The organism is Rhizobium sp. X9 (assembly GCF_018873185.1).
GTDB classification, from domain to species: Bacteria; Pseudomonadota; Alphaproteobacteria; order Rhizobiales; family Rhizobiaceae; genus Agrobacterium; species Agrobacterium oryzihabitans.
This window is the reverse complement of sequence record NZ_CP071313.1, coordinates 93,892-120,875: the sequence shown is the minus strand read 5'-3', so window position 1 is coordinate 120,875 and position 26,984 is coordinate 93,892. Positions and strand designations below refer to the sequence as shown.

30 protein-coding genes are annotated in these 26,984 nt (G+C 60.5%); 20 read left to right on the top strand and 10 right to left on the bottom strand.

Annotation, left to right across the window (positions count from 1 at the left end; genetic code table 11):
• Positions 1-15: 15 nt before the first annotated feature.
• Entirely contained in the window at positions 16-1,902 is a 1,887-nt protein-coding gene (locus JZY08_RS26380; RefSeq protein ID WP_107341302.1) for a diguanylate cyclase, read from the bottom strand.
• 316 nt (positions 1,903-2,218) lie between these two features.
• On the opposite strand from JZY08_RS26380, the gene JZY08_RS26375 reads away from it, so the two are divergent.
• Positions 2,219-2,422 (top strand): cold-shock protein, encoded by a 204-nt coding sequence (locus JZY08_RS26375; protein ID WP_035227053.1) that lies wholly within the window; start codon positions 2,219-2,221, stop codon positions 2,420-2,422.
• Positions 2,423-2,857: 435 nt separating this feature from the next.
• Here JZY08_RS26375 and JZY08_RS26370 read toward each other — a convergent pair whose 3' ends face one another.
• Positions 2,858-3,088, bottom strand: coding sequence for a hypothetical protein (locus JZY08_RS26370; protein WP_149149111.1), 231 nt, complete (start codon positions 3,086-3,088; stop codon positions 2,858-2,860).
• Between the two features lie 306 nt (positions 3,089-3,394).
• On the opposite strand from JZY08_RS26370, the gene JZY08_RS26365 reads away from it, so the two are divergent.
• Positions 3,395-3,949: a recombinase family protein gene (locus JZY08_RS26365; RefSeq protein ID WP_062654064.1), complete on the top strand. Its 555-nt coding sequence runs from the start codon at positions 3,395-3,397 to the stop codon at positions 3,947-3,949.
• 171 nt (positions 3,950-4,120) lie between these two features.
• Here the strand turns inward: JZY08_RS26365 and JZY08_RS26360 are convergent, their stop codons facing one another.
• The 5 genes from JZY08_RS26360 to dsbD form a co-directional block, all read right to left on the bottom strand.
• Positions 4,121-4,882, bottom strand: a complete 762-nt coding sequence (locus JZY08_RS26360) for a L,D-transpeptidase (protein ID WP_062653989.1) — start codon at positions 4,880-4,882, stop codon at positions 4,121-4,123.
• Positions 4,883-4,997: 115 nt separating this feature from the next.
• Positions 4,998-5,609, bottom strand: a complete 612-nt coding sequence (locus tag JZY08_RS26355) for a DsbA family protein (RefSeq protein WP_107341305.1) — start codon at positions 5,607-5,609, stop codon at positions 4,998-5,000.
• Between the two features lies 1 nt (position 5,610).
• The gene (locus JZY08_RS26350; RefSeq protein WP_062653995.1) at positions 5,611-6,306 is read right to left on the bottom strand and encodes a L,D-transpeptidase; all 696 of its coding nucleotides are present in this window, start codon (positions 6,304-6,306) and stop codon (positions 5,611-5,613) included.
• A complete protein-coding gene (locus JZY08_RS26345) occupies positions 6,303-7,118 on the bottom strand; it encodes a TlpA disulfide reductase family protein (RefSeq protein ID WP_062653996.1) in 816 nt (271 codons plus the stop codon). The genes JZY08_RS26350 and JZY08_RS26345 overlap by 4 nt, the downstream gene beginning before the upstream one ends.
• A complete protein-coding gene (gene dsbD, locus JZY08_RS26340; RefSeq protein ID WP_246669770.1) occupies positions 7,115-8,956 on the bottom strand; it encodes a protein-disulfide reductase DsbD in 1,842 nt (613 codons plus the stop codon). The genes JZY08_RS26345 and dsbD overlap by 4 nt, the downstream gene beginning before the upstream one ends.
• Before the next feature lie 105 nt (positions 8,957-9,061).
• Here dsbD and JZY08_RS26335 point away from each other — a divergent pair, with 105 nt between their 5' ends.
• Genes JZY08_RS26335 through JZY08_RS27685 form a run of 3 tightly spaced genes read left to right on the top strand, consistent with a single transcriptional unit; the run spans position 9,062 to position 11,056 of the window.
• Positions 9,062-9,724: a response regulator transcription factor gene (locus JZY08_RS26335; RefSeq protein ID WP_052820525.1), complete on the top strand. Its 663-nt coding sequence runs from the start codon at positions 9,062-9,064 to the stop codon at positions 9,722-9,724.
• On the top strand, positions 9,721-10,389 hold the full coding sequence (locus JZY08_RS27690) for a sensor histidine kinase N-terminal domain-containing protein (protein WP_253204185.1): 669 nt from the start codon (positions 9,721-9,723) through the stop codon (positions 10,387-10,389). The genes JZY08_RS26335 and JZY08_RS27690 overlap by 4 nt, the downstream gene beginning before the upstream one ends.
• The gene (locus tag JZY08_RS27685) at positions 10,373-11,056 is read left to right on the top strand and encodes a sensor histidine kinase KdpD (protein WP_253204184.1); all 684 of its coding nucleotides are present in this window, start codon (positions 10,373-10,375) and stop codon (positions 11,054-11,056) included. The genes JZY08_RS27690 and JZY08_RS27685 overlap by 17 nt, the downstream gene beginning before the upstream one ends.
• A gap of 5 nt (positions 11,057-11,061) precedes the next feature.
• On the opposite strand, the gene JZY08_RS26325 is transcribed toward JZY08_RS27685, so the two are convergent.
• Both JZY08_RS26325 and JZY08_RS26320 read right to left on the bottom strand, forming a co-directional pair.
• On the bottom strand, positions 11,062-11,778 hold the full coding sequence (locus JZY08_RS26325; RefSeq protein ID WP_107341306.1) for a DUF2243 domain-containing protein: 717 nt from the start codon (positions 11,776-11,778) through the stop codon (positions 11,062-11,064).
• Positions 11,779-11,845: 67 nt separating this feature from the next.
• The gene (locus JZY08_RS26320) at positions 11,846-12,286 is read right to left on the bottom strand and encodes a hypothetical protein (RefSeq protein ID WP_052820528.1); all 441 of its coding nucleotides are present in this window, start codon (positions 12,284-12,286) and stop codon (positions 11,846-11,848) included.
• A 119-nt stretch (positions 12,287-12,405) separates the two neighbouring features.
• Here JZY08_RS26320 and blh point away from each other — a divergent pair, with 119 nt between their 5' ends.
• The 9 genes from blh (at position 12,406) to dsbG (ending at position 19,224) form a co-directional block, all read left to right on the top strand.
• Positions 12,406-13,704: a bifunctional sulfur transferase/dioxygenase Blh gene (gene blh, locus JZY08_RS26315; protein WP_052820529.1), complete on the top strand. Its 1,299-nt coding sequence runs from the start codon at positions 12,406-12,408 to the stop codon at positions 13,702-13,704.
• Positions 13,695-14,042: a sulfite-sensing transcriptional repressor BigR gene (bigR, locus tag JZY08_RS26310; protein WP_107341307.1), complete on the top strand. Its 348-nt coding sequence runs from the start codon at positions 13,695-13,697 to the stop codon at positions 14,040-14,042. Before blh ends, bigR begins: the two co-directional genes overlap by 10 nt.
• A complete protein-coding gene (locus JZY08_RS26305) occupies positions 14,039-14,449 on the top strand; it encodes a YeeE/YedE family protein (RefSeq protein WP_052820531.1) in 411 nt (136 codons plus the stop codon). The genes bigR and JZY08_RS26305 overlap by 4 nt, the downstream gene beginning before the upstream one ends.
• The gene (locus JZY08_RS26300; protein ID WP_052820532.1) at positions 14,446-14,877 is read left to right on the top strand and encodes a YeeE/YedE family protein; all 432 of its coding nucleotides are present in this window, start codon (positions 14,446-14,448) and stop codon (positions 14,875-14,877) included. The genes JZY08_RS26305 and JZY08_RS26300 overlap by 4 nt, the downstream gene beginning before the upstream one ends.
• Positions 14,874-15,656 (top strand): sulfite exporter TauE/SafE family protein, encoded by a 783-nt coding sequence (locus JZY08_RS26295; protein WP_153423400.1) that lies wholly within the window; start codon positions 14,874-14,876, stop codon positions 15,654-15,656. The genes JZY08_RS26300 and JZY08_RS26295 overlap by 4 nt, the downstream gene beginning before the upstream one ends.
• A 108-nt stretch (positions 15,657-15,764) precedes the next feature.
• Positions 15,765-16,145, top strand: a complete 381-nt coding sequence (locus JZY08_RS26290) for a hypothetical protein (protein WP_216333580.1) — start codon at positions 15,765-15,767, stop codon at positions 16,143-16,145.
• Between the two features lie 156 nt (positions 16,146-16,301).
• Positions 16,302-17,855 carry an IS21 family transposase gene (istA, locus tag JZY08_RS26285; protein ID WP_111794918.1) on the top strand — a complete coding sequence of 518 codons (1,554 nt, stop codon included), beginning with the start codon at positions 16,302-16,304 and terminating at the stop codon, positions 17,853-17,855.
• An 18-nt stretch (positions 17,856-17,873) separates the two neighbouring features.
• A complete protein-coding gene (gene istB, locus JZY08_RS26280) occupies positions 17,874-18,626 on the top strand; it encodes an IS21-like element helper ATPase IstB (protein ID WP_027677343.1) in 753 nt (250 codons plus the stop codon).
• 73 nt (positions 18,627-18,699) lie between these two features.
• On the top strand, positions 18,700-19,224 hold the full coding sequence (gene dsbG / locus JZY08_RS26275) for a thiol:disulfide interchange protein DsbG (RefSeq protein ID WP_253204190.1): 525 nt from the start codon (positions 18,700-18,702) through the stop codon (positions 19,222-19,224).
• A 187-nt stretch (positions 19,225-19,411) separates the two neighbouring features.
• Here dsbG and JZY08_RS26270 read toward each other — a convergent pair whose 3' ends face one another.
• The gene (locus JZY08_RS26270; RefSeq protein ID WP_052820534.1) at positions 19,412-19,879 is read right to left on the bottom strand and encodes an Hsp20 family protein; all 468 of its coding nucleotides are present in this window, start codon (positions 19,877-19,879) and stop codon (positions 19,412-19,414) included.
• Between the two features lie 374 nt (positions 19,880-20,253).
• Here JZY08_RS26270 and JZY08_RS26265 point away from each other — a divergent pair, with 374 nt between their 5' ends.
• The 6 genes from JZY08_RS26265 to nirK all read left to right on the top strand — a co-directional run bounded on the left by JZY08_RS26265 (position 20,254) and on the right by nirK (position 26,902).
• On the top strand, positions 20,254-20,556 hold the full coding sequence (locus tag JZY08_RS26265; protein ID WP_052820535.1) for a DUF982 domain-containing protein: 303 nt from the start codon (positions 20,254-20,256) through the stop codon (positions 20,554-20,556).
• Positions 20,557-21,285: 729 nt separating this feature from the next.
• Entirely contained in the window at positions 21,286-22,773 is a 1,488-nt protein-coding gene (locus tag JZY08_RS26260) for a multicopper oxidase family protein (RefSeq protein ID WP_062654003.1), read from the top strand.
• Positions 22,774-22,891: 118 nt separating this feature from the next.
• Positions 22,892-25,015, top strand: coding sequence for a copper-translocating P-type ATPase (locus JZY08_RS26255; RefSeq protein WP_234823792.1), 2,124 nt, complete (start codon positions 22,892-22,894; stop codon positions 25,013-25,015).
• Positions 25,012-25,197 (top strand): DUF2933 domain-containing protein, encoded by a 186-nt coding sequence (locus JZY08_RS26250; RefSeq protein WP_052820539.1) that lies wholly within the window; start codon positions 25,012-25,014, stop codon positions 25,195-25,197. The genes JZY08_RS26255 and JZY08_RS26250 overlap by 4 nt, the downstream gene beginning before the upstream one ends.
• A complete protein-coding gene (locus JZY08_RS26245; RefSeq protein ID WP_107341308.1) occupies positions 25,194-25,697 on the top strand; it encodes a polyketide cyclase in 504 nt (167 codons plus the stop codon). Before JZY08_RS26250 ends, JZY08_RS26245 begins: the two co-directional genes overlap by 4 nt.
• A 131-nt stretch (positions 25,698-25,828) precedes the next feature.
• On the top strand, positions 25,829-26,902 hold the full coding sequence (gene nirK / locus JZY08_RS26240) for a copper-containing nitrite reductase (RefSeq protein WP_062654007.1): 1,074 nt from the start codon (positions 25,829-25,831) through the stop codon (positions 26,900-26,902).
• Positions 26,903-26,984: the final 82 nt, after the last annotated feature.

Genomic DNA, 26,984 nt, shown 5'->3' with positions numbered 1-26,984 from the left:
TTTAAGCCGGCTTCTTCACGCGCCTTCAGCTAGCCTCTGAAACCCGACGCGGTCTCGCCCGGCATCCTTCGCCTGATAGAGTGCAAGATCAGCCCGTGCTACGAGTTCGGCTGGGTTACTAGCCCTCGAATCCGACGTAAAGACGGTAGCACCTAGGCTGGCGGTCACGATGCCATACTCGCTGCCTTCGTGCACCAAACCGAGGTCCCGGATGGACGATCTGACCTTCTCAGCAATCGTGATCGCCGTGTCGCCGTCGGTATCGGGTAACACGATTGCAAACTCCTCGCCACCGAACCGAGCTGCGATGTCGCCAGAGCGCCGGACTGCAGCCGCGATGGCCCCCGCGACTGATTTGAGGCAGCTGTCACCTTCAAGATGACCGTAACGGTCGTTATACGCCTTGAACTTGTCGACATCGACCAGAAGCACAGACAAAGGTCGGTCGGTCTGCCTGGCTGCCTCGAATTCACGTAGCAGGCCTTCATCGAAGGACCGCCGATTTGCAAGGCTTGTCAACGCGTCTGTTTCGGCCAGGCCTTTCATCCGCTCCGCAAAGTTCTTGAGCGAAAGCTCAGACTCCTTCATCGCAGTGATATCGGACACAAGTGCCAGCACGTGTTGGTCCTCAGTCACCCGCGTTCTCAAGGACAACCAGCGACCATCTGCGAGTGGGATGACTTCGTCCTTATTGATGAAGAGCGTTTGGCCAGCAGCTTGGATGCTATCTTCGTCGAGATCGATGGGCATATCCTGGCGCTCACCATTGCGCACGCTTGCTCTGACGATTTCGGTGATGTGTGCACCTTCTTTGCGGGCGTAAGCTGATCTCGGGAACAGTGCGCGGTAGTGATCGTTGCAGAACACCACTCTCCCATCCGGTCCGAACATCGCGAGCCCATCGGACATTTCGGCCATGGCTTGAGCCATGATGTATCTGCTGGATCGCAGTTCCTGCTCGAGCAACTTTTTCTCAGTGATGTCGACCGTGACGCCGGCCAGACCGACCATGTCGCCTTGTCGGTTTCTCAAGGGGACTTTCGAGGTCGAGTACCATCGGGGCGGCTTACCTTCTTCGACGAGGAACTCCTCGAAATGGTCCAGCGGCTGGCCGGTTTGCAGGATACCTGCCTCTGCTGCGATCAACTGCTCGGCTCTCGTTCTCGGCGCGAGGTCATAGTCCGTCAGCCCGACCATCTCGGAAGACCGCGATCGCCCATTGTGGCGAGCAACATTAAGGTTCGCGACGACGAAACGGTGGTTGAGGTCTTTGACGTAATGGTAGTCAGGAGCCTGCGTAAGCGCCGCATACAGGATGTCGCGCTCGAGCGTGAACCGACGGAAATACGCCAGAAAAAAGCCAATAGCAGCGGTCGTCGTAAAATTCAGGACGACGATTGGCAGACCGACTTGTGCTACCGCCCTCTGGAAGTCCGCCTGACGAAGCAACGCAAGGACCGCAATCGAAAGACAGCCTGCAAGCACAGCGGCACTCAGGATCGACGGCGCATGGCTCAGCGGCTTGCGGCCGCCGAAGAACCAGAGCGAGCTTCCGAGAACGAAAACAATGGCAATCGCCGTCAAGCCAGGCACTACCCCTGCCCCACCAAGGTAGAAGCGGAAACCCGCAGCCATTATGGCTGTGATCAGTGCAGCTCCAGGTCCACCAAATACCGCAGCCGATTCGATAATGGCAAGCCGAAGGTCGAAGATGACCCCCACTCCGAAGCGCACCGAGAGTAGCATTGAGGCTATCGCCGCGAGGCCCATCGTGACCCCGAGGCCGGCACAGCGCAGCTTGGGAGGCAATTGGTAGAAGCGATAGGAAAGATGTGTCCAGATCGAGACGATCAATGCCACTGCAGCGAGATTGCCAGCAAGAACTTTCCAGACGTCATCCATTCTCAATCACCGTCACGCCACGCCTGGAACACTCAACCGGAAGAGACGACGCTACGCTTTCGATCGCCCCAGGGGACGAAATGACAAGCCCAAACCGCCAACACAGTTGATACTCACTATCTGCCAAAAACCTAAAGCAGCGGTTTATGAACAGCGATCTTCGCCTAAAGTCTCAGTCCGTCCGATCAGAGGATACAGCAGCCTGTCGCCAATGGCCTGACAGGATGCGTATTCCGATGAAGCCGGACAGGATGCCGCTTGTTGCTCGGACGCATGGCGATTAAGGTCTGCGTCTCAATCACCAACAGAGGTACACATGGCGACCGGAACAGTAAAATTCTTTGCTCAGGACAAGGGCTTCGGCTTCATCACCCCGGACGATGGCGGTCAGGACGTCTTTGTGCATATCTCCGCGGTCGGCTTCGGCGAGGCACTTAAAGACGGTCAGAAGGTTCGTTATGAAGTAGGTCAGGACCGCAAGACGGGTAAATCCAAGGCCGAGAACGTTTCAGTGATCTGAGCCGTCGCTTACAACATCCAGCGCGGCGATTCGGTGATACATCAGTCGTCGCGCATGGTTTATTTGTCAGCAAGACAAACAATATTGCCATTCATGCCATGGCAGTGCCGTCTGGATTTCCGGTCTTGCTCAATCGGAAGCGCACGCAGCTCAACACTGGGTCAACGCTTTCTACGGAAACCTCTGCCCCGTTAGCATCGCCACCAGTTGGAACCGGTTTCGAATTCCGCTCAGATATAGGTTTATCAGAACTTTAGCGCTTTCCTGCGCCGGCGGCGATGTTTGAGAGACGCCGCGCAGTTCGCACACACGCGCAAAGGCCGTCTCCAGCAGTGCCAGATCTTCAGGTGCAAGAACTGAATTGAGTTTTTTGGCAACGTCGTGGATCATTAGCGGGAAATAGTAGCTCCTGCGCTCCCATCAAGTCCTTTGTTTTCAATCATGCTGATGGCTCTCAATTGTTATGCCCCTAGCCATTGCTTTCAACTCTTCCTCGCTTCGAAAGCCCGACTTGAACAGGGCGACCAGCTCCTTTGCCAGGCCAAGCTCTTCATCCGCATTTGAGGCGCCAGATTGATCTCGAAACAGGTCCGCGAGCACCTTGCGTAGCAATGCCAACCCCTGTGGGCCTATCTCCTGCTGGTCATCAAAATAGGTTCCTCCCATCAGCGGTACTCTCCCCAAGCTATGCCTGATCACATAGTGACATGACATCACGTCCATAAGCTTCGCAACACATTCTCTACCGAGCTACACGTCTTTCCCGCATCTTTTCGATAAATCAGATGTTTGGTTCTTCACCTCCCATAAGGGATTAGTTCGCAGATGCCTCAATCGGCGACCGACCACAGGTGCTTTAGGGTATACCTTCTGAGACAATCTGCGTGAGACACATATCAGTGTATCATTTGGGTTGATTTTGAAGTTATGAGACGCTACCCATTAAAGGTCTAGAACCTATTGAGACGTTTCATGGCAATTTACGGGTACGCGCGTGTCAGCACCATCGATCAGGATCTGGCAATTCAAGAGGCGGCTTTGAAGGCGGCCGGGTGCACGGTCATCCGGGCGGAAAAGAAATCCGGATCAACTAAGCAGGATCGGAGGGAGCTTAACACGCTTCTAGAATTCATGCGCGACGGCGACAGCCTGGTCGTGACGCGGGTCGATCGGCTGGCGCGGTCAGTTGGAGATCTGCAGGACATCATACGGCTGCTTAAGCAGAAAGGGGTGACCCTGAAGGCGACGGAACAGCCGATCGACACGAGCTCGGCGGCCGGCAAGGCTTTCCTCGATATGCTCGGCGTATTCGCTGAGTTCGAGACGAACCTTCGTAGAGAAAGACAGATGGAAGGCATCGCCGCTGCAAAAAGCAGAGGGGTCTACAAAGGCAGGAAGCCTCATGTTGATGTTGCTGGGATCCGCCGACTGAAATCCGACGGGATGGGACCAACAGAAATTGCCAAGACGCTGAACATAGGTCGTGCAAGCGTGTATCGCGCCCTCAGAGAAGCCGCATCATCGTAGGGCAAGAAGGCGGCTTCGCGCCAACAGCGGACATTGCAGTCCAACGCATACGGCTGCGTTGCGGCAATCTCTAAAGCGACACTCTCCGTTTCGCGAGCCGAACGCGGCCATTCCTGCCCCAGGATCACGGGTGAACCCGCTGGTGATGTCACCTGCGGATCAACCTGAAGTTCAACCTACGAGCAGATGGCTCATTGCCGGGTCGGGAATGACCACGATGCGGCTGCCATCTCTTACCTCGTCGTGAAGGTGAATCACGTCCTGATTGATGAGCCGGATGCAACCTGAGGAAACGGCCTTCCCAATGCTGAAGGCCTCAGGTGTGCCGTGGATTCGATATAAGGTGTCCCTCCCGTCCTCATGGATGTAGAGCGCCCGCGCGCCGAGCGGATTCTTCAGTCCGGGAGGCATGCCGCCATTTGCAATGCTGTAGGGTTCCAGTTCCGGTTGCCGCGCGACCATGGAATCGGGCGGCGTCCAGCGCGGCCATTCCCGCCTGTAGGCCATGATAGCCTGTCCCGCCCAGGCAAATCCTTCACGTCCGACCCCGATCCCGTACCGCATGGCACGGCCATCGGCCTTGACGTGGTAAAGATACTTGCCTGGCGTATCGACTACGAGGGTTCCCGGTCTCTCGCTCGTAGGATAATCGACCTCCGTCCGCCAGAATTGCGGGTCGAGTTGAGTGATATCGATTTCCGGGACCGGAAAACGCTCATTCGGCATGGCATAGTACATCGGCGGCACCACTGGTGTGGGCGCCGGCAGGGGTTCCGGGAGCGTCGCCAAAACGGGCGGGGGCTCGGTCGAGACGCAGCCTGAAACGGCGATTGCTCCAATCCCAAGGATAAATGAACGCCTCGGCAAGCTTGCGCCAATGCGGCTCGCGGTTGAGCAGCTAGTTCTTCTTTTGGTCTGGATCTCATTGGTCATGCGGCGACTCTTCGTTGATTTCTTCGACCTCTTCCAAGCCCGGCAGCCTTAAGGCACCCTGAAGGCTCTGCCGGTGCTTCTTGCAGAACAAGACCGGCTCCAAAAATCCGTCCACTCATGCCGCGCGGGCCTCTGCTATCGCGCCCTTCAGCCCTTTCTCGTCGAGGACGCCGGCGAAAGTCGTCCGCCCAATGACAAAGGAGGGCGTGCCTGCGAAGTTGAAGGCCAGTGCCTGACTGTAATTGCGGTCGAGCAGCCCCGAGATCTTGGCACTATGCTTGTTCACAGCGGCAGCAATCTCCTGCATGGTGAGGCCGGTGCTCGTGAGCGCCTTTTCCACCTCTTCCTCCGTCAGCTTTCCCGTCGTCTTCATCAGCGCTTCCATGGCTGGTTCGTACTTTCCCATCTGTGCGGCTCCAAGGACGGCCTGGGCGGCAAAGATCGATGCGCCGCCGAAGACAGGCCAGTCCTTCAGCACCAGCCGGACATTGCCGTCCTCGCGAACCACCCTTTCGACCATCGGATGGATTTTTTTGCAGTAAGGGCATTGGTAGTCGAAGAACTCGACGACCGTGACGTCTCCCTTCGGGTTTCCGAGAACGGGCGCGTCTGGGTCGTAGAAGACTGACTTTTCGGTGATCTCCTGGCTGAACGCCATCCGAGGCAAGGTAGCGGCGAATGCGGCAGTGCCGGCGGCGGCGGCGAGCAGGTTTCTACGAGTGATCATGTCATACTTCTCCTTTTCCGGATTCTGTGGGTCCGAGCACGACGACCTTCGACCCCTTCGGCACGCGTCGGTGGAGGTCGATGATGTCGTGGTTCAACAGCCTGATGCAGCCGGACGAGACCGACTTGCCGATGCTCCAGGGTTCATTGGTCCCGTGGATGCGATAGAGCGTGTCCTTGCCCCCCTGGTAGAGGTACAGGGCACGTGCTCCCAGAGGGTTTTTGATGCCACCCTCCAGGCCCGATGCTAAAGGGCCGTAGCGCTCCGGATCGCGCTGGATCATGTTCTGGGTCGGCACCCAGCCCGGCCATTGCGCCTTGCGCGAGATGTCGGCTTCGCCCTCGAACTCCATACCCGCCTTGGCCACGCCGACGCCGTAGCGCATCGCCTTGCCACCCTCCATGACGAGGTAAAGAAAACGGGAATGGGGATCGACCACGATCGTGCCCGCCGAATAGCCGGTCTTGTAGTCGACGACCTGGCGGACGTTCTTCGGGTCCATCTTGGAGACATCGACGCCGGGGATGGTCTCATCTCCATCCTTGATCGGGGCGTACATGCTGGCCAGTGACGTATCCACCTTCGGATCTTCGATCTTTGGTGGCTCTGGGGCCGTCTGCGCGCAGGCGGACAGGCCCATGACGAAAATCGAGGCGGTCAACGGTCGCCACAGAGCGGCCGCTCGGGAAGGTGTCATTCGGATATTCCTTCTTCAGATTTGAGTTCCTGAATCTTCTGCGCGAGTACCTCGCGGGAGATCTCGCCAAGATGGGAGCCGGCAAGCGTGCCGTCGGCTGCGAGAAAGAGCGTCGCGGGAAGGCCGACTGCCGAGTAATGGCGGCTGAGCAGAAGTTGCGGATCGAGCAGCGCCTGCGCCAGGTTGAGGTTCTCGCTCCGGAGGTAGTCAGCGATCTTTGCCGAGGGCTCTCCCTGGTTCGCGAAGACAAAGTCGACATCGGCAGTGCTTGCAGCAAGTTCCGCCATCATCGGCAGCTCGCGGCGACAAGGTGGGCACCACGTCGCCCATAGGTTCAGAACCGTCGGGCGACCGTTGTCACCGATCCTGCTTTCTGCACCGTCAAGGGTCCGGAAGGTTGAGGTAACAGCCGGAAGCTGCGTATCGGAATAGGTGAATGCCAGCGTCGCCGTTGTCGCGACGGCTCCCGCCGCGACGCTTGCCGCAGCCCATCCGACAAGCTTTCGGCTCCTCAGGAACAGGACGACCAGCATCACGGCGACGCCTGCGGCACCTCCGCTCCAGGAGAAGCCGCCTTGCCAAACAGAAAGGATCCGCCAAGGCTCTGGAGCAAAACTCCATGCATGCTGCAGAACATGCCCTAGGCGCGCCGCCGCAAGCGCGACGACCGCCGTCCACGACGACCAGCGGCCGAGCCTGTCGTCGACTCGATGTGCGAGAACGGAGGCCACGGCAACGAACGCGACCATGCCGATGATTGCTGCGAAACGCTCGGCATCGAACGCAAATGGACCAAGCGACACCGCGTTCATCGGAGCTGCCCCTTCGCGCTCGACGCCGAGACCGTAACGGTGTCCGCAGTGATCTCGCCCACAAGTCGAGTGTCTTGGACTTCTTGGTTGTCCCGGTCCAGAAACAGCATCGTCGGCGGCCCGACGACCTGCAGCTCCTTCATCAACGACTGGTTTGCCTCGGTGATCTCGCTGAGATCGACCGAGACCAGACGGATGCCGTCGAGCGCGTCTGCCACGGTCGCGTCCGGAAGAACGGACCGCTCGATCACCCGGCAAGTGACGCACCAGTCGGCCGTGAAGTAGACAAGCGTGGGGGCGGCGGGCCCATCGGCTCTCAGCAACGAGGACAGATCGGCTGCCGAGGCGATGGACTGGAACGAGTCCTTGCCGATCACTCTCGCGGGTGTCGCGTCTCCGGAGCTTGCGGCAGCAATCGTCGCGAGAGGCTTCAAAGGGTCCGTCGCGCCGGAGAGGCCGCCAATCCCCAGGATGACGCCGTAGAGACCGACCAGTATGCCCGCGGATTTGGCAAGCCGTGCAGCGCCACCGACCTCGGGTCGCATCTGATCGAAAGCTCCTATGAAGACTGCGAAGGTGATCGCCAGAACGGACCACAACAGAAGACCAGTTCCGGCAGGCAGCAGACGGTCCACGAGCCAGACGGCGGTGGCGAAGAAGAGGAAGCCGAAGACCTGCCGGACGCGTTCCATCCATTGTCCTGCACGGGGAAGGAGGCCCGACCCGAAGGTTCCCATCAGGATCAGCGGGATGCCCTTGCCGACGCCGAGCGCAAACAGGGCCGTCGCGCCGAGGACGACGTCTCCTGTCTGCGCAATGTAGAGAAGCGCGCCCGCCAACGGAGCCGTGACGCAGGGTCCAATGACCAGAGCGGATGAAAACCCGAGTGCTGCCGACGACGCCAGTGAACCTCCTGAACCGCGGCGCGCGGTAAGCCGGTTCCTGAGAAAGGACGGAAGCTGCAGTTCGAACAGCCCGAAACTGGAGAGTGCCAGCGCTACGAAGATGGCGGCAACGATGAGTGTGGCAGCGGGAGACTGCAACGCGATCTGGAAGCTCTGACCCCACCATGCAGCGACCACGCCGAAGAGACTGAAGGCCGCTGCAAGAGCGAGGACGTAAGTCGATGACAGGGCGAATCCACGTCCGGTCGACAGGCTCTCGCCTTCCCTCGTCAGTGTCGCTGCCAGGATCGGGTACATGGGAAACACGCATGGCGTAAAGGCCAGCAGGACGCCAAGACCAAGGAAGCCGACAATCAGGAAGAGGACGCCGCCGCGGTCGAGGAGAGAACTGACCACACCGTTGGTTGACGGATCCGAGATCCGGATGCTGGAGCTGTCGGCGGCTTTCGGCCCTTTGGACACGAGAGGAAAGGCTGCCTGCGATCGAAGCGCAGTCTGGAGACCAGATTTTCCTGTGTCCGACTTGGGTTCAAGCGTCGCGGCGTCGATCTCGACGGTCGTCGGCGGGTAGCAGAGTCCGCCATCCTGGCAGCCTTGGTAGGTCACGTTCAAAGAGCCCGTGACCGGCCCGGCGACCGTGGCCGTGGCAGTGCCGTAGTAGACTTCGGTGCTTCCGTATCCTGGATCCTCCTTGATGACACCCGGTGGAGTTGCCATTTCGAGTGGCTTGCCGCCGACGCCGGTCACACTCAGGTATTCCCGGTAGAGGTAGTAGCCGTCCTCGAGCTGCCATCTTATTGCGATGTCGGAACCATCGCGGCCGGCCTCCATGCGGAAAGCCTGATCCATGGGGAGCGGCGGTTCGATGGCTAACGCCACGGCCGACACAGCTATGGTCGCGAGGAAACATGACGCCGACAGGAAGAAACGCAAAGGGCTGCTCCGTTGGTTGGGTTGGAGCGGCGGTCTCTCCTCCCAACCTTAAGGCAGCCTTAAGGTGGCGGGCGCAGGGAGGATGCGAAGCTAGACGAGGATGTGATGCGGCTACTTGTGCTGGAAGATGACGAGATCCTGCTGGACGGCTTGAAGGTCGGGCTGCAGATGTGCGGCTTTACGGTGGACGCCGTGACATCGGTTGCCGACGCCGACGCGGCCATCGAGGCCGACCGCTTCGACGCGATCATACTCGACCTCATGCTCCCTGACGGATCAGGCCTCGATGTGCTGTCGCGGATGCGCCGCTCCGGCGATCGCACGCCGGTTCTCCTCCTGACGGCAAAGGACGAGGTCGCGGATCGCATCACTGGACTGGATTCGGGGGCAGACGACTATCTCGGCAAGCCATTCGATCTCGACGAGGTTGCGGCCCGTCTGCGCGCCATCGTCCGCCGTGGACACGGCCGTGCGGCCGGGCTTCTCGAGTGGAAGGACGTCAGCCTCGACCCAGCACGCATGTCCGCATCGCGTGACGAGATCACGATCTCCCTTTCCCGACGGGAGTTCGTGATCCTCCAGGCGTTGATGGAGACGCCGGGCGTCATCCTGTCGCGGTCGAACCTCGAGGAGAAGCTTTATGGGTGGCAGGAGGAAATCGAGAGCAATACCGTCGAGGTTCACATCCACAAGCTGCGATCCAAGCTCGGTGCGTCGTTCATCGAGACCGTGCGGGGCGCGGGCTACCGGTTGAGGACATCGCAATGAATTCGATACGGATCAGACTGTTTGTGATCCTGCTGGCCACGACCGGCGCCGTCTGGCTTCTCGCCGCGGCCTGGATCTACGCAAGCACACAAGCCGAAGTCGAGCGGGTGCTGGACGCCCGTTTGATGGAAGCGGCACGCATGGTGAGCTCGCTCATCACGGATCACCGGATCGAGCCGTCTGCGGCGGTAGACGCTGCAATCGCGAATGCTCCGCCTCCACCGTTCAAGCAAGCTGACGGCAGCTACAGCCGCCAGCTCTCCTGCCAGATCTGGTCGCTTCAGGGCAGCCTCGTCAGCCGCTCCGAGAGTGCGCCCGAAACTTCGCTTGCCAGCCACACGGATGGCTTCGAAGAAACTGAGATCGACGGAGAACGGTGGCGTGTCTACGCGGTCGTCAACCCGACGCTCGGCGTTCGTGTTCTGGTCGGCGACAGCCTTGAGATACGGGACCGACTCATCGGCGACGTCATCAAGGGGCTTCTTGTTCCCGGCATCGTCATCCTCCCCGTCTTGGCGGTGTTGATCTGGGTCAGCGTCGGCCGCGGTCTTGCCCCACTGACGCGCATTGCCGAGGGACTTGCCGGGCGTTCCGCATCTGAACTCCATCCGATCGATGACGGAACCGTGCCGCGGGAAGTTCGGCCGGGTGGCCGAAGCGCGTGACCGGGAGCAGAGCTTTACCGCCTATGCTGCGCATGAACTGAAGACGCCGCTTGCTGGTCTCAAGACCCAGGCGCAGATCGCTCTCAGGACCGACGATTCCACGATCCAGCGCGAGGCCCTCTCCCGCATCTCCACAAGTGTCGACCGAACCAGCCGGATGGTCCGTCAGCTTATCGATCTTGCCGCCGTCGATGCGTCGCAGGGCGCCGCCAAGGATGAGCCAGTCGACGTTGCAGTACTTGTTGGCGAGATCGCTTCGGAACTGGAGACGCAGCTAGCGGCCAACGAGGTTCACGTCGCGATGGAGCACGCAGATCGAACCCCGCAGCCGGCAGTTCTTGAGGCCGACAGAATCCTCCTGCGTCTGGCGATCCGAAACCTGCTCGAGAACGCAATTCAGCACTCGCCGAAGGGTGCAGTGGTCAGGTGCCGGGTCAGCGAAAGTCAAAGCGAGGTCGTTGTCGAGATCCTGGACCAGGGGCCGGGGATTCCTGTTGCCGACGAGGCGCGGGTGACGGAACGCTTTTTCAGAGGGTCGAAGGCCTCTGGTCATGGAAGCGGCCTCGGATTGTCGATCGTCCAGATGGCGCTCGATCGTCTCGGCGGCAACCTGACGTTTGAGAGAGGCGGTACATGGTTCGTCGCGAGAGCCTCCTTCCCAATCTGACCGCCTCAGACGCGCGTCCAGTTGAAGCACCCGGCTGGGAAGATGGAGTTGCTGATCAGGATCGCACCATGTTTGTAGAACAGCTTCACATCGCCTCCAGCAGACATGTCGACGGCCCAGACCATGTCGGACGCATCGGACCACAGGAGGCGCCCGCCGCTTGCTTCGAGCCCTTGCATCGCCCGTGCGGCGGTGGAGCCAGGGCCGAATACGATCATGATAGGTCCCTCATTTGGCGCGGGTAGCGCGGCGAGAGGCCCGGCGATCAGAACTGCCAAGGCCAGTCCGACCGGCCCTTTCGAAATCCGGCGCCCGTCGCCTCTCATGCCGTTCCGGCGCAAGTAGGCGCCCAGGGCGAGAGGCACTAGGCCGAAAACGACGAACCAAAGGAGATCCCAGAACATGCGGTTTTCCACGTCCATACGGATCCGGTGGATTCCGAGTATCCAGTGGGAAAGAACGCTGTCGAGAATGTGCCAGACGCCGAAGCCGATCAACGCGCTTGCGAAGAGGAGTCTGTCTGCTCCGCGGGCAGCAAAAGAGTGTCTCGACCGCCACAGCAGCCAAAGCCCCGCCGCGGCGACCACGTACATCAGCGCGTGGAAAAGTCCGTCTGTCAGGATCAGTACGCGAATGTCTTGACGTGCTTCTTCGACCCCACTTAGGAGATGATGCCATTGGAGGATCTGGTGGAGCAGTATTCCGTCGAAGAAGCCGCCCATATTAGTGTCGCGGGGAAGCCCTGCTTGTCACTTTCGTTCGGTCTGATGGCTGCCGTCATGCCCCGCCTCACCTGATCCCGACGGCTCGCAGGACAGTATCGAGCTTGTTGCCGCCCTTGACGTCGAAATCACCTTTGAGCGCCTTCAACGCATAGCGCTCCTGATTGATCTCCTCCGCCGTTCGGAAGCCCAGCCGGCGCAGGATCGGAAGCGGAGGGCACCAGCCTTGCATGGCGTGCTGGAAGAGGAAGCCAGTCACGATCGCCGGGAGTGCAAGCCATCGCCTGTCGACCGTCGCCGCCAGCATGGTTCCCGTGAATGCCAAGGTGGAAGCATTCGCCTCGAGCGTTCGCTCGATGTCCCATTCGCGATCGAGTTCTTCCAGCCGGGTCGGGATCTGGTCGGGGTGGGTTTCGTAGTAGGCGAGCCTTTTCTCCATCTCCCAGCGAAGATGTCGGTTAATCTCAGTGGGTGTCTGGGCGCTGACTCGGTTTGCTGTCGTGGCCATGGTTTTAGCCTCCTCTGCGCGGGAACCACGAGGTGAACACAAAGTTCCGTCACCGACCTTGAACCCCAATTGTTATATAATATATTATAACGTATACCGATATAACCACGGAGCCAGTCATGCCTGTAACCAGAGTATCCGAGAAGCTTTCGGTCTCGTCCCAGCCAAGCGCCGAAGACATCCGCTCGCTGCACGAAAACGGGTTCGCAACGCTTATCAACAACCGGCCGGATGGCGAAGAGTCCGGACAGCCGGGAACAGAGGCCGAAGCTCAGGAAGCAAAGCACTGCAACCTGTCCTATGCCTTCATTCCGGTAACCGGAGCCACCATCACCGAGGCGGACGTGCGCGCATTCCAGCGCGCGGTGGATGAATCTGAAGGCCCCGTCTTCGCCCACTGCAAGACCGGCACCCGGTCGCTGATCCTCTACCTCATCGGAGAAGTCCTTGACGGTCGCATGTCTGCCGACGAGGTGGTCGAGTTCGGAGGCAGCCGCGGCTTCGACACCGGCGCCGCCGACGCATGGCTTCAGAAGCACGCCGAACGCAGGCCGCAGGTGAAGGGCTTCTTCGACAAGCGCACCTGGAGCGTCCAGTACGTGGTCTCGGATCCGGATACGGGGAAGTGCGCCATCATCGATCCTGTGCTCGATTTCGACGAGAAGGCCGGCGCGACGGCAACTATCAACGCCGACGCCATCCTCGACTACGTCCGCAAGGAGGGGCTCACCGTCGAGTGGATTCTCGACACCCATCCCCATGCCGACCACTTCTCCGCCGCTCACTATCTGAAGGAGAAGACTGGCGCGCAGACGGCGATCGGCGAGCGCGTCGTGGATGTCCAGAAGCTGTGGAAGGGCATCTACAACTGGCCTGAGCTTGCCACCGACGGCTCGCAGTGGGACCGGCTGTTCGCCCACGGCGAGACCTTCAAGGTCGGATCGATCGATGCGAAGGTGATGTTCTCGCCTGGACATACGCTCGCTTCCATCACCTATGTGATCGGCGACGCCGCCTTCGTCCACGACACGCTCTTCATGCCGGACAGCGGCACGGCACGCGCCGACTTTCCGGGCGGCGACGCCCGCATCCTTTGGAAGTCAATCCAGGACATCCTCGCGCTACCGGACGAAACGCGGATCTTCACGGGCCACGATTATCAGCCGGACGGCCGGGCACCGCGTTGGGAAAGCACGGTGGCCCAACAGAAGAATTCCAACCCGCATCTGGCCGACGTGACGGAAGAAGAGTTCGTGGCGCTGAGGACGAAGCGCGACAAGACGCTGCCGATGCCGAAGCTCATCCTCCATGCCCTGCAGGTGAATATCCGCGGCGGCCGCCTGCCGGAGCCGGAAGCGAACGGCAAGCGCTACCTCAAGTTTCCGCTCGATGCCCTGCAGGGAGCAGCATGGGAATGAGTGCCGACCTGAAAGCTATGTTGAAGGCGGGACTTTCGACAGCCGAGATGGCGAGCCGGGCGGGGGAGGTGGCAAACCTCCTGAAGACGCTGTCCCATCCGGCGCGCCTGATGATCGTCTGCACGCTCGTTGAGGGCAGCTACTCGGTGGGCGAGCTTGAAGAGAAGCTCGACCTCCACCAGCCTCATCTGTCGCAGCACCTGACGGTTTTGCGCGGCTCCGGCATTGTCGAGACCCGGCGGGACGGCAAGCAGATCTTCTATTCCCTGACGGAGGAGAAGGCCGCGCAACTGGTTGCCGCCCTCTATGACATCTTTTGCGTGAAGGAAGGCAAATGAACACCTATCTCCCATCATTGGCCGGCGGCATGCTGATCGGCGCATCTGCCGTCATGCTACTGCTCCTCACTGGGCGAATCGCTGGCATCAGCGGGATCGTCGGCCGTCTCGCCCAGGGCTTCGGCCTGACCACCAACCTCGCCTTCGTGGTTGGCCTGCTGCTCGGACCGCTCGCCTACCTGTCAATCTTCGACGGCTGGCCGACAGTGGAGATCACGGTAGGGTGGCCGCTGATCGTTATCGCCGGTCTGCTCGTCGGCTTCGGCTCGCGCATGGGATCCGGCTGCACCAGCGGCCACGGCGTCCTCGGCCTGGCGCGCCTGTCTCCGCGATCCATGGCTGCGGTCGCGACATTCCTCACTTCCGGCGCAGTGGCCGTCACAGTTCTGAGGAGTTTCGGACTATGAACAGGAACATCTACCAGTTCGGAGCCGCTCTCGCCTCCGGCATCGTCTTCGGCTTCGGCCTGTCCCTCTCCGGAATGCTGAACCCGGCCCGCGTCCAGGGCTTCCTCGACGTCTTCGGCGCCTGGGATCCGAGCCTTGCCTTCGTCCTCGGCGGCGCCGTCGTCGTCGCGTTCATCGGCGTGCAGGTGATGAAGCGGATGCGCCATCCCGCCTTCGACGACAGCTTCCATGTCCCCACGAGCCGCAGGATCGACGCACCGCTGATAATAGGGTCGGCCCTCTTCGGCCTCGGCTGGGGGATCGGCGGCTTCTGCCCCGGCCCGGCGGTCGCTTCCTTGTCGATCGGCATCCCACAGACGGCCCTGTTCGTTGTCGCCATGCTGGTCGGAATGACCTTGCATGACAGGGTGTGGAGCAGACGGACATGAGCGCCTCTATCCTTACGGCGGTCGGCTCCGGCGGGATCGTCGGCTTCATGCTCGGCCTGCTTGGTGGCGGTGGGTCGATCCTGGCGACGCCGCTGCTCCTCTACGTCGTCGGCGTCACGCAGCCGCACATTGCCATTGGAACAGGGGCGCTTGCGGTTTCGGTCAACGCCTTCGCGAACTTTACTAGCCACGCGATAAAGGGTCACGTCTGGTGGCGCTGCGCGGCGGTCTTTTCGGCGCTCGGCGTCGTCGGCGCACTTGCAGGCTCGAGCCTCGGCAAGGCCATGGATGGCGATCGGCTGATCTTCCTGTTCGGCATCCTCATGGTCGTCGTCGGCGTCCTGATGTTGAAGTCCAGGAAACCGGCATCGGCCGAATGCCGCCCGGTGGACCTCAGGATGTGCCTCGTCACAGCGGCCGTCGCGCTCGCCGCCGGTGCCGCTTCCGGCTTCTTCGGCATCGGCGGGGGCTTCCTGATCGTTCCAGGCCTGATGCTGGCGACGGGCATGCCGATGATCAACGCGATCGGCACCTCGCTCCTCTCCGTCGGCGTGTTCGGCCTCGCCACCGCCCTGAACTATGCCGCCTCCGGCTTGGTGGACTGGTTGCTTGCCGTTGAGTTCATTGGCGGCGGCATAGTCGGCGGCGTACTTGGCATGCTGCTCGCTACACGCCTGAGCGCCTACAAGAACATCCTCAACCGCCTGTTCGCGGCCCTCGTACTCGTGGTGGCGGCCTACATCCTCTATCGGAACTGGGGGACCTTCTGGACCGGCTGAGGCAGCAGCGCATCCCATAGCTGCAACTCCTGTCCTATTCACAATGGCCGCTGCCTTCAGCCTGCCTTAAGGTGAGCAGGTCAAGCGAGGGCTTTTGAAGGAACCAAAATGCGCCTCATCGTTCTCACCTACCTCAGACCTGCCCTGATGCTGTTCGCAGCGCTGCTGTTTGGTTTCGCGCCACAGATCGCCGCAGCCGAGGATAGTCCCCAGCCCAAAGAGTATCCCCGGATCCTGAAGGCGATCGAGCAACAGGGACTGACAATCCTCGGAGAGATGAAGGTACCAGGCGGTTTGAGAGCATTCGCCGCAAAAGCTGGCGCGCAACCTCTGACAATCTACCTCACCCCGGATGGCGAACATGTTGTCGTCGGCACACTTGTCGACGAGGCAGGACAGGACATGGCGGAAGCCCAGCTCAAGGAAATGGTGGAGGCGCCGATCCCGGAAGTGCGGGTTTCGGTAATTCGCGGACAGGGATTCCATTAAATCCCGGACAGCGATTTCACTAAATCCGGGACAGCATTTCCGCTAATTCCCGGACAGCGATTCCGGTAAATCCCGGACAGTCTTTCGGCATAAAGATCGACTTTCGCACGCGCCGTTTTGCCATTCTGGACCTCGATTTGAACGAGGGGCTGATGAATGGCGAGACGGAAGCAGGTGAGACTTACTGACGTGAAGGACATTCGATCGATATTGCGACTGACGCACGAACAGGGGCTTTCGGTTCGTGCGATATCGGAACGGCTGAAGATCAGCAAAACGACCATTTCGACCTACCTGCTGCGGGCGCGTGAGGCCGGGCTGACGGGCTGGCCGTTACCGCCTGGGCTGGACGATGATGGCATTCTGCAGCGCCGCCTGTTCCATCGTCGCGGCCGTCCGCCCCAGGACATGCACGAACCCGACTGGGGCAAGATCGCCAGTGAATTGAAGCGGAAGGGCGTGACACTGACGCTGTTGTGGCAGGAATATCGCGAACGGCACCCCAACGGTTACGGATACACGTGGTTCTGCGAGCGGTTTGCCGCTTTCGAGCAGCGCGCCAGCGCCACCTTCCGCAATCGCCACACTGCCGGCGCGGCGATGCAGACCGACTACGCCGGCCAAACCGTCCCGGTGATCGATCCGGCGACAGGCGAAATCCGGCTGGCGCAGATCTTCGTCGCGGTTCTGCCAGCCTCCTTGTACACCTTCGCCTATGCAAGCTTCACTCAACGGTTGCCGGACTGGATCGAGGGTCAGCAGCGGGCGCTGGGTTTCTTCGGTGGCGTGACGAAAGCCATCGTCTGCGACAACCTCAAGGCCGGCGTTGCCAAGCCCTTGTGGTTCGAGCCGACCATCAACGCCACTTTTGCGGCATTCGCCGAGCATTACGACACGACGATCCTGCCGACCCGTCCGAAACGGCCGAAGGACAAGGCCAAGGTCGAAGGCAGCGTTCTCATCGTCGAGCGCTGGATCCTGGCGCGGCTGAGAAACGACCGTTTCTTCAGCCTTGTCGATCTCAACGTGCGGATCAGCCAGCTTCTCGACGATCTCAATAGCCGGCCGATGCGCCGGGTTGGCAAATCCCGCCGGCAGCTCTTCGAGGAGATCGAGCAAGACGCGCTTGCGCCCTTGCCGGCAACGCCATTCGAATATTCCGAATGGAAGTCGGCAAAGGTTCATCCCGACTACCATGTCGAGGTCGACAAGGCCTTCTATTCCGTGCCGCACCGCCTGATCGGCCGCCAGGTCGATGTCCGGCTTACAAGCCGGATCGTCGAGATCCTCCATGATCACCAACGTGTCGCCAGCCACCGCCGGACGTCGCAGCGGGGCGGTCATGTCACCGTCAACGAGCATATGCCGAAGACACATCAGCATTATGCCAACACGACGCCTGCGAGCCTCATCAAGCAAGCTGCAAAGATTGGCCGCAACGCTGCAATCCTGATCGAGCGGCTGATGCGCGATAGACCTCATCCTCAGCAGGGATACCGCGCCGCTCAAGGCGTTCTATCGCTCGCGCGCCGGTACGGCCCCGAGCGTCTGGAAGCGGCGTGCGATCGGGCACTGACGATCAATGCGCTCAGCTATTCCTCCGTCAGCACCATCCTCAAATCCGGTCTCGATCAGGCCCCGCCTGGTGCTGAGCCAGTCAAGCCCACCCCGGTGCATGGCAACATCCGCGGCAGCTCCTATTACCAGTGAAGAAAGGAAGATACTCACATGCTCACACATCCAACCCTCGACCAGATGCATGCGCTCGGCCTATCCGGCATGGCGGCAGCATATCGCGACCTGGCCAATCAACCTGAGGGCAGCGATCTCAACCGCGATGAATGGCTCGGCCTGATGCTTGATCGGGAGATGGCCGTGCGCGGCGACAAGCGACTGACCAACCGGCTTGCAATCGCCAAACTGCGTTTCCCCGATGCTTGCATCGAGAACATCGACTTCGCCGCCCCTCGCGGCCTCGACCGCCGACAGCTCCTCTCGCTTGCCCAAGGCGAATGGCTCAAGGCCCATGAGCACTTGATCCTGACCGGACAAACGGGAACGGGCAAAACATGGCTCGCCTGCGCCATCGGACGGCAAGCGGCCCGCCTCGATTATTCCGTTCTCTATGTCCGCATGCCCCGTCTCTTCGAGGATTTGGCGCTAGCGCGCCTCGACGGGCGGTTTCCCCGATTGGTCGACAAGCTCGCGCGTGTTCAATTACTCATCCTTGATGACTGGGGAACCCACGCGCTCAGCGATCAGCAGCGGCTCGATCTCCTGGAAATCTTCGAAGAGCGCTACCGCCGGAAATCCACTCTGATCACCGCCCAGCTTCCCGTCGCGCAGTGGCACGAGATGATCGGCGAACCAACGATCGCTGACGCCATCCTCGATCGTATCGTCCATAACGCCCATCGAATTGCGCTCGAAGGAGACAGCATGAGGAAGCAAAAACCAAGACCGCTCTTGACCGAAGCGTAAAACGCCGAAATCAATAACCAATGACATCAACCAGGCGAACGAAAGTCGATCCCGCGAGACTGTCCGCGATTTAGTGAAACGACTGTCCGGGATTTACCGGAATCGATGTCCCGTTAATCCGAAATCCGCACCGGAAGAGGGATGGGAAAAGCTGGAGGGGTCGACGTGGGTCCAAGATGGAAGGCCAGACGCGCCGAGGACCGTTTACGTGTTTACGGATCCCAACTGCCCCTATTGCCACCAGTTCTGGACGGCTGCCAGGCCCTGGGTCGAGTCGGGCAAGGTACAACTCCGACATGTCATGGTCGGCGTGATCAGACAGGATTCCCCAGCCAAGGCGGCTGCTATTCTTGAGGCCAAGTCTCCTGAGGAGGCGCTGGCTGAAAACGAACATAAGTACGGGGACGGCGGCATAGTCCCTTTGGAAACGATCAGCCCGGCAGTGGCAGAAAAGCTCGAGCACAATGCCACTCTGATGACCGAGCTTGGCTTCTCTGGGACCCCTGCGATTGTCTTCAGGAAAGCGGATGGTAGCATCGGGCAGATGGGTGGTCTGCCCCAGGATGCCGCACTCGAGATGATTCTTGGTCCGAAATAGCTCAGAATGCGATAGGCTCTTCTATGTCTGCAAAGGTGCGAGAGGCGTCTTCCGCTTCGCGCCAATAGCGGCCATCAAAGCTGAGAAACACGGGGTGCCGCTTGACTGAATGCAGTGCGAATGGCGGGCCCGCCCTACGCGGGCCCTCTATTCGTGATCGTGCCTGATTGTGGGAAGTTCAGCGAGTTCAGGCGACCTGCTTGTCAGACTCAATCTGGAGCGGCCGGGCCGCCGTCCCATTGCCTATCTCGATTCGCCGGGGCTTCATCGCCTCCGGCACTTCCTGCTTTAGGACAATTCGCAGGAGACCGTCGGAGAGCGACGCCGTCTCGACGTGAACATGGTCAGCCAGTTCGAAGCGACGCTCGAACGACTGTCCGCCAATGCCCCGATGTAGGTACTCCCCTTCCTTCTTCTCTGCTTTCGACCCTTTGATGATCAGGACGTTGCGCTCCTGGGTCACGTCGAGATCGCTCTGGCTGAAGCCTGCGACTGCCATGGTGATCGCATACTCGTCATCGCCAAGCTTGACGATGTCGTAGGGTGGCCAGAGGTCAACCGCCTGCAGGCGCTGCGCGTTATTGAGAAGGTTGAACACACGGTCGAAGCCAATGCTGGACCGGTAGAGGGGTGCGAAATCAAGTTCCGTTCTCATTACCATATCCTCCGTAAAGCAACATGGATTGGAGACGCCACCGAAAACCTGCGTCTCCGGCCTATCGGCCCCTACTAAGGCTGCCGATGCAATGAATCTGGTTGGCGAAAAATGCCTGTTCAAGAACCTGGGAGGAAATTTTTCGCCGCCGCGTAATCCCGCTCTGGTATGGGGCAATCAGCTACCCGCCAACCTGGCTTGCTGTGCAGTAAGCGCCTGCGTTCGCTCCCGTCGACATATACGGTTTCCCTATCAGATTTAGTGACCTGAGTGGTGTTCCGACTTGAACGGAAGGACGCGGCAAACCACATCGATAATCGGCGTTGGCCACAGCGCCTTCCTTGTTGATCACAAACAGAATCAGTGAGGTGGAAATGATCTCGAAGCTCTTTGATCGTCCGGTGTATCTGAAGGAACAAAAGAACCTCGTCCGCGAGATTACGGCCGTGGAGGAGGCGATTGATTATCTGGAGGATTGGCCAGAACGGGAACGGGACCTGATCCATGAGGCGGCCTTGAGGACCTGCTACATGGCACATGACGGTTTGAAACCTCTTCGGGCAGCACGCGATGCGATACGCTCTTTTGCTAAGAAGAAGGGCATCCTTGCCAAGGAACCTGCTGTGAAGCCTTGGATGATCAGGCCTGTTGGCGGTAGCGGCAGGGCATCGCTCTAACCCGTTGAGGCGAGAGGTTGGAGATGCTGCCTCTCGCCTTCATCAAGGCCACATGGGCGCAGAGTCGGCTTCGCTTCTTCCCGCCGCCGCTCTGCAACGGGCGCGGACCTCCGACCACACATCGATAAGGTAACGTGGCAGGTACACACATTCATCTGAGTGACGGCCTTGACCTTCCCACGTTGGAAGCACCAGCATCGGCAGCCTGGCAATCGATGCCAAGCGACCACCGACCATAATGGCACCCGAACATTGATAAAGATCAAGGTGCGTAATGGGAGGCGTGGCATGGTGAGATGACGGAGGATCGACAATGCGCACGTTAGCACAGAGAGCGTTGGTATGGAGGCTGCTCGCGGCACTCCTTGCTGTTGCTCTCATGTTCAGTGCGCCGGTTACGCATGCGGCTCCCCAGACCTGCCTGGACGGACACCACCAGATGGTGGACGATGATCCGGGCGACGAGAATTCCAAGGCCCAGCATTCTCCCAAACAGAACTGTTGCAGCGTCATCTGCGTCTTCTGCCTCGCAGTCGTTGCACAACCAGCAGGATCGGCGCACTCGGTCCTGCTTCTGGCTAGGGTCTTGGATGTCGCTGACGATGTCGCAGGCCACGACCCGTCTCCTAGCTTCGAACCCCCTCGATCCATTGGTTGATGAACTGCTCGCCGCTGGCGGGCCATTCCCACCATTGGGCCGATCACGGCCAAGAAGATCGAGAGAACGTCATGTTTCGTCGTCAATTTCTGAAGACGCTCGCCGTCAGTGCGGCAGCTATTTCACCCCTTGCACAGAAGTCCTGGGCGCTCACTAGCACAGGATTGCAGTCACCCATCGAACTCGCAGTCACCAAGCGCTCCATTGAAGTGAATGGCCGATCCGCCAGCGTCTTCGGTCTTGTTCAGGGCAATGGACGGAGCGGCCTCGTCCTGGATGCGGAAGACGGCTTCAATGTCATCCTGTCCAACACCACGGATGAAGCGACGCTCATTCACTGGCATGGGCTTACCCCTCCATGGGAGCTGGACGGTGTCCCCGACAATCCGGCAGCGCTCCTCACTGCAGGAGAGAAACGGCACTACCAGTTCGATCTCGCAGGCGGCGGCACCCACTGGATGCACGCCCATACACTACAGGAACAAAGCCTGTTGGCGGCACCGCTGATCGTGCGGACGGCGGAGGACCGCGCTCGTGACGAGCAGGACGTCGTCATCCTTCTTCACGACTTCTCTTTCAAGTCGCCGGAGGAATTGCTGGCGGAACTGCAGCAAGGTTCCGCAATGGGCGGCGGACACGGTGGCGGCTCGATGCCGATGGATCACGGGAGCATGATGTCCAACATGGCGCAAATGCACGGCGGCGGCATGCCCATGGGTGGCATGGCGATGGGCGGCATGGGCATGGGCGGCATGGGCATGATGGACCTGAACGACATCGAGTATGATGCGTACCTCGCCAATGACCGCACGCTGGACGATCCGGAGATCGTGCAGGTCGAGAAGGGTGGCCGCGTTCGGCTACGCATCATCAATGGTGCAACGGCGACCGCCTTCACCATCGACACGGGAACCGTCGTGGGAAGTCTGGCCGCCGTCGATGGCATGGCCATCGAGCCCGTCACCGGCACCCGCTTCCCGATCAGCATGGGCCAGCGGTTGGATATCGTACTGCAACTCCCGCTGGGCACCGCGTCACTTCCGATCCTTGCCTTACGCGAAGGCTCCGAGGAGCAGACAGGCGTCATCCTCGCAACGGCGGACGCGACCATTTCGAAGGTTGCCACAAAAGCTTCTTCCGCCGGACCGGTCCTCGACCTTTCACTGGAGGCGATCCTCAAAGCGACGTCACCTCTGGACGAGCGGCCCGCAACGAAGACCTATCCTCTGATCCTCTCCGGCAGCATGACCGGCTACTCATGGGGGATCAGCGGCGATGCGATGGCCGTCAATCCTGATGACAGGGTCCGCCTCGTCATGCGCAACATGTCGATGATGACACACCCGATGCACCTTCACGGACACCATTTCCAGGTGGTCGGCATCAACGGACAAGGCATGCGGGGAGCCGTGAGGGATACGGTTCATGTTCCTCCCATGGCAGAGGTTGCTATCGAGTTCGATGCGAGCAACCCGGGCCGCTGGCCGTTCCACTGCCACCACCTCTACCACATGGCGGCAGGGATGATGTCCTTCGTGTCCTATAATCGCGCGATCTGATCGGAGAGCGGAGATGAAGCACGAACATCACGGCCATCATGCTCACGATGATCATCATCAAGAGCATGACCATGAGCACCACCATCAGGTGGCAGAGAAGCAAGTACCTCCTCCGGGCATGCTGGGGGAAGGCGTCATCTACACCTGCCCGATGCATCCGCAGGTGAGGCAGATCGGCCCCGGCAACTGCCCGATCTGCGGCATGGCACTGGAGCCGGAAGTGGCGACCCTGGGAACGGGTCCAAGTCCGGAACTGGTGGACATGAGCCGACGGTTCTGGATTGGCCTCGTCCTCAGCATCCCGGTCCTTGCCTTGGAGATGGGTGGCCATCTCACGAATCTCCACATGATACTGGGGCCACAGACGTCGAACTGGCTGCAGATGGTACTCGCGACACCGGTTGTCCTCTGGGCGGGCTGGCCGTTCTTTGAACGGGGTTGGAAGTCCCTGGTGACCCGTCATTTGAACATGTTCACCCTGATTGCGATGGGGACGGGTGCCGCCTGGATTTACAGCGTCGTTGCAACGGTTGCGCCAGGCGTCTTTCCCGACACGTTCCGCGCGGAAGAAGGTTCAGTCGCCGTCTACTTCGAGGCGGCCGCCGTCATCACCGTCCTGGTCCTGCTCGGGCAGGTTCTGGAACTGAGGGCACGCGAACAGACAGGCGGGGCGATCCGCGCGCTTCTCGATCTGGCACCAAAGACGGCGCGTCGGGTTCTTGCGGATGGGACGGACGAGGATGTCGGTCTTGACGCCGTGGCCGTCGGCGACCGCCTCCGGGTTCGACCGGGAGAGAAAGTTCCTGTTGATGGTGTGCTTCTGGAGGGCCGCAGCTCTGTGGACGAATCCATGATCACCGGCGAGTCGATGCCGGTCACCAAGGAGGTCGGGTCGACGCTCATCGGCGGCACCATGAACCAGACCGGTGGCTTCATCATGGAGGCGGGCAAGGTCGGACGCGACACGATGCTCTCCCAGATTGTTCGCATGGTCGCGGACGCCCAACGCTCTCGCGCACCCATCCAGCGCCTCGCAGATGAGGTCTCGGGATGGTTCGTTCCGGTCGTCATTGTGGTTGCGCTCGTCGCCTTTGCCGCCTGGATGATCTATGGGCCTGAGCCTCGCTTCGCCCACGGCCTGGTGGCAGCCGTCGCCGTTCTTATCATTGCCTGCCCCTGTGCCCTGGGGCTTGCGACACCTATGTCGATCATGGTCGGTGTCGGTCGGGGAGCTAGTCTCGGCGTACTGATCAAGAACGCGGAGGCACTGGAGCGCTTCGAAAAGGTCGACACGCTCGTGGTCGACAAGACCGGAACCCTGACAGAGGGACGGCCCAAGGTCACGGCCATTGCACCAGCGGAAGGCATCTCCGAAGACGAGCTGCTGCGGCTGGCCGCCACGGTCGAACGCTCAAGCGAACATCCGCTGGCGCTCGCGATTGTCAATGCGGCGGGTGAGCGTAGCATCGCCCTGGGAGATGCCATCGATTTCGACAGCCCTGTGGGCAAGGGAGTGACGGGGACGGTCGATGGAAAGCGGCTGATCCTCGGCAGTCACCGCATCATGGGGGAAGAGGGTGTCGACGTCAGCGCCATGACCGCGAAGGCGGAAGAGCTGCGCAACGAAGGCGCTACCGTCATATTCACCGCCATCGATGGCAGGCTGGCCGGTCTGTTTGCTATCGCCGATCCCATCAAGCCGACGACACCGGATGCGGTAAAGGCGCTCGTCGAAGACGGTGTTCGGGTCGTGATGCTGACGGGCGACAACAAGACGACTGCTCATGCAGTCGCGCGACGCCTCGGGATTACCGAGGTGGAGGCGGAAGTCCTGCCCGAGGACAAGAGCAAGATCGTCTCGCGCCTGCGCAGTGAAGGCAGGATCGTCGCCATGGCGGGCGATGGTGTGAATGATGCTCCCGCGCTTGCGGCGGCCGATGTCGGCGTGGCTATGGGAACGGGAACCGACGTCGCCATCGAAAGCGCGGGCGTCACCCTCCTGAAGGGAGACCTGCAGGGCATTGTCCGGGCACGGCAGATGAGCCGCGCCACGATGAGCAACATCAGGCAGAACCTCTTCTTCGCCTTCATCTACAATGCTGCAGGCGTGCCTGTCGCGGCGGGCGTCCTCTACCCTGTCTTTGGTCTGCTGCTCTCACCGATCATCGCGGCGGCGGCAATGGCATTGTCTTCGGTCAGTGTGATCGCCAACTCTCTCAGGTTGAGGAGCATGAAGATATGACGGTCAACCGCACGCTCCTGCTGATGGGCGCATCCCTGGCCCTGATCCTGGTGTTCTACATCCTTCGTGAGCACTGGGGGCACGTTCTGGGCTACGCCCCCTACCTGATCCTGCTGGCCTGCCCACTGATGCACCTGTTTCATCGACATGGCGGTCACGGCCACAAGGATCACCGGTCGTGACCTACCAGCGGTCGGCATCGAGCACTGTAGCCTTGTCGGCATTGGCCGAACGGGTTTTCGAGTTGCTCGACAATCCGGCCTTCCTCGGTGCGCACATGGAAGAGCCCTCAGTCATGATGCTGGGGGCTTCCATGAAGTACAACTTTGACGAAGCGGAAGGACGTGCCGTCGGCTCTGTCATTAGAATGAGGGGGCTGATACTCGACCGGGCGCTCTCCGTGGAGGAAGTCGTGACGGAACGACATCCTCCGCTCTCAAAGACTTGGGAGACGCGCGGAACGGTGCGTCTCCTCGTCATCGGTTCCTACCGTATGGGATTCAGGATCAGTCCCGCCAGATCGGTATGCAGCCTGAACGTCAGGATCGAGTACAACCTGCCCACCCGTCTCCCCGATAGGCTGCTGGGGCGCTTGCTGGGCGGGTTCTACGCCAACTGGTGCGTGACGAAGATGACCGCCGGAGCGATTGCGCATTTCCGTTCCGTTCAGCCGACGCCGTAACTCCGGAGCCGACACCTGCAGGCGATCACGAAGATGCGAGCGAGGCTTCTATTTGCGGCAGCGCAAGGATGCTCCGACGGACGCAGTGTCCAATAATAGGCAACGCAGACATAAATAGCAGGACCAGAATTATGACCAGTAGAACACTCTTCCGCGCCGCCGTCGTCGTCGCACTCCTGTCGGCGACGGCAATGCCGGTGCTGGCCGACGCCACCCACAACCATCCGGCGGCGAACGGGACAGCTGCCGCTCCCCTCGATATCGTACGGGCGGCGACAGACCTTGCTCAGCCAGTAGGTGCGAGGGGTCCGGAAACGATCAAGGTGAAGCTCGACACGGTCGAAGTTACTGGCAGCCTGGCGGACGGCGCGACCTACCACTACTGGACCTTCAACAGGAAGGTTCCAGGCCCCTTCGTCCGAGCAAGAGTCGGCGACACCGTCGAAGTTGAACTAACCAACCTTGCCGATAGCAGTGAACGCCACAGCGTGGACTTCCATGCGGTCACGGGACCGGGAGGCGGAGCGGAGGCGACGGACGCTGCACCGGGAGAAACGAAAGGCTTCAGCTTCAAAGCACTGAAGCCGGGCCTTTACGTTTACCACTGCGCTGTGCCGATGGCCGCCCACCATATTGCCAACGGCATGTATGGTCTGATCCTGGTGGAACCGGAAGGTGGTCTTCCTCCGGTGGACCGCGAATTCTACGTGATGCAAGGCGAGGTTTATACGGCGCAGGCCTATGGCACGAAGGGCAAGCTGACGGAGAGCCTGGACAGGCTGATGGACGAGACGCCGGAATATTATGTGTTCAACGGTGCAGCCAATGCGCTGACCGGCGACAATGCGTTGACCGCAAAGGTGGGCGAGACTGTTCGCATCTACTTCGGTGTCGGCGGCCCCAACAAGACGTCGAGCTTCCACGTGATCGGCGAAATCTTCGACAAGGTGTATCAGCTCGCGTCGCTGACGACGGAGCCGCTGACCGACGTGCAGACCATCACGGTTCCGCCCGGCGGAGCTGCGGTGGTCGACATGACGATGGACGTTCCGGGGGAGTACGTGCTGGTGGACCATGCTCTGTCACGGGCAGCCCGTGGCCTGGTGGGCAAGCTGGTCGTCAAGGGAGACGAGCGGACCGAGGTCTTCAAGGCAGCAACGACACGCACTGCTCAGGCGGAACATGGTAAGCACGAGACGCACTGATCGGCACAGCGCAGGAGGCGGGCTGCAGAAAGCCGCTCCCGCCTCCAGCGTTTGCACGTTTCAGCCAGAGTGCTTCAAGCAA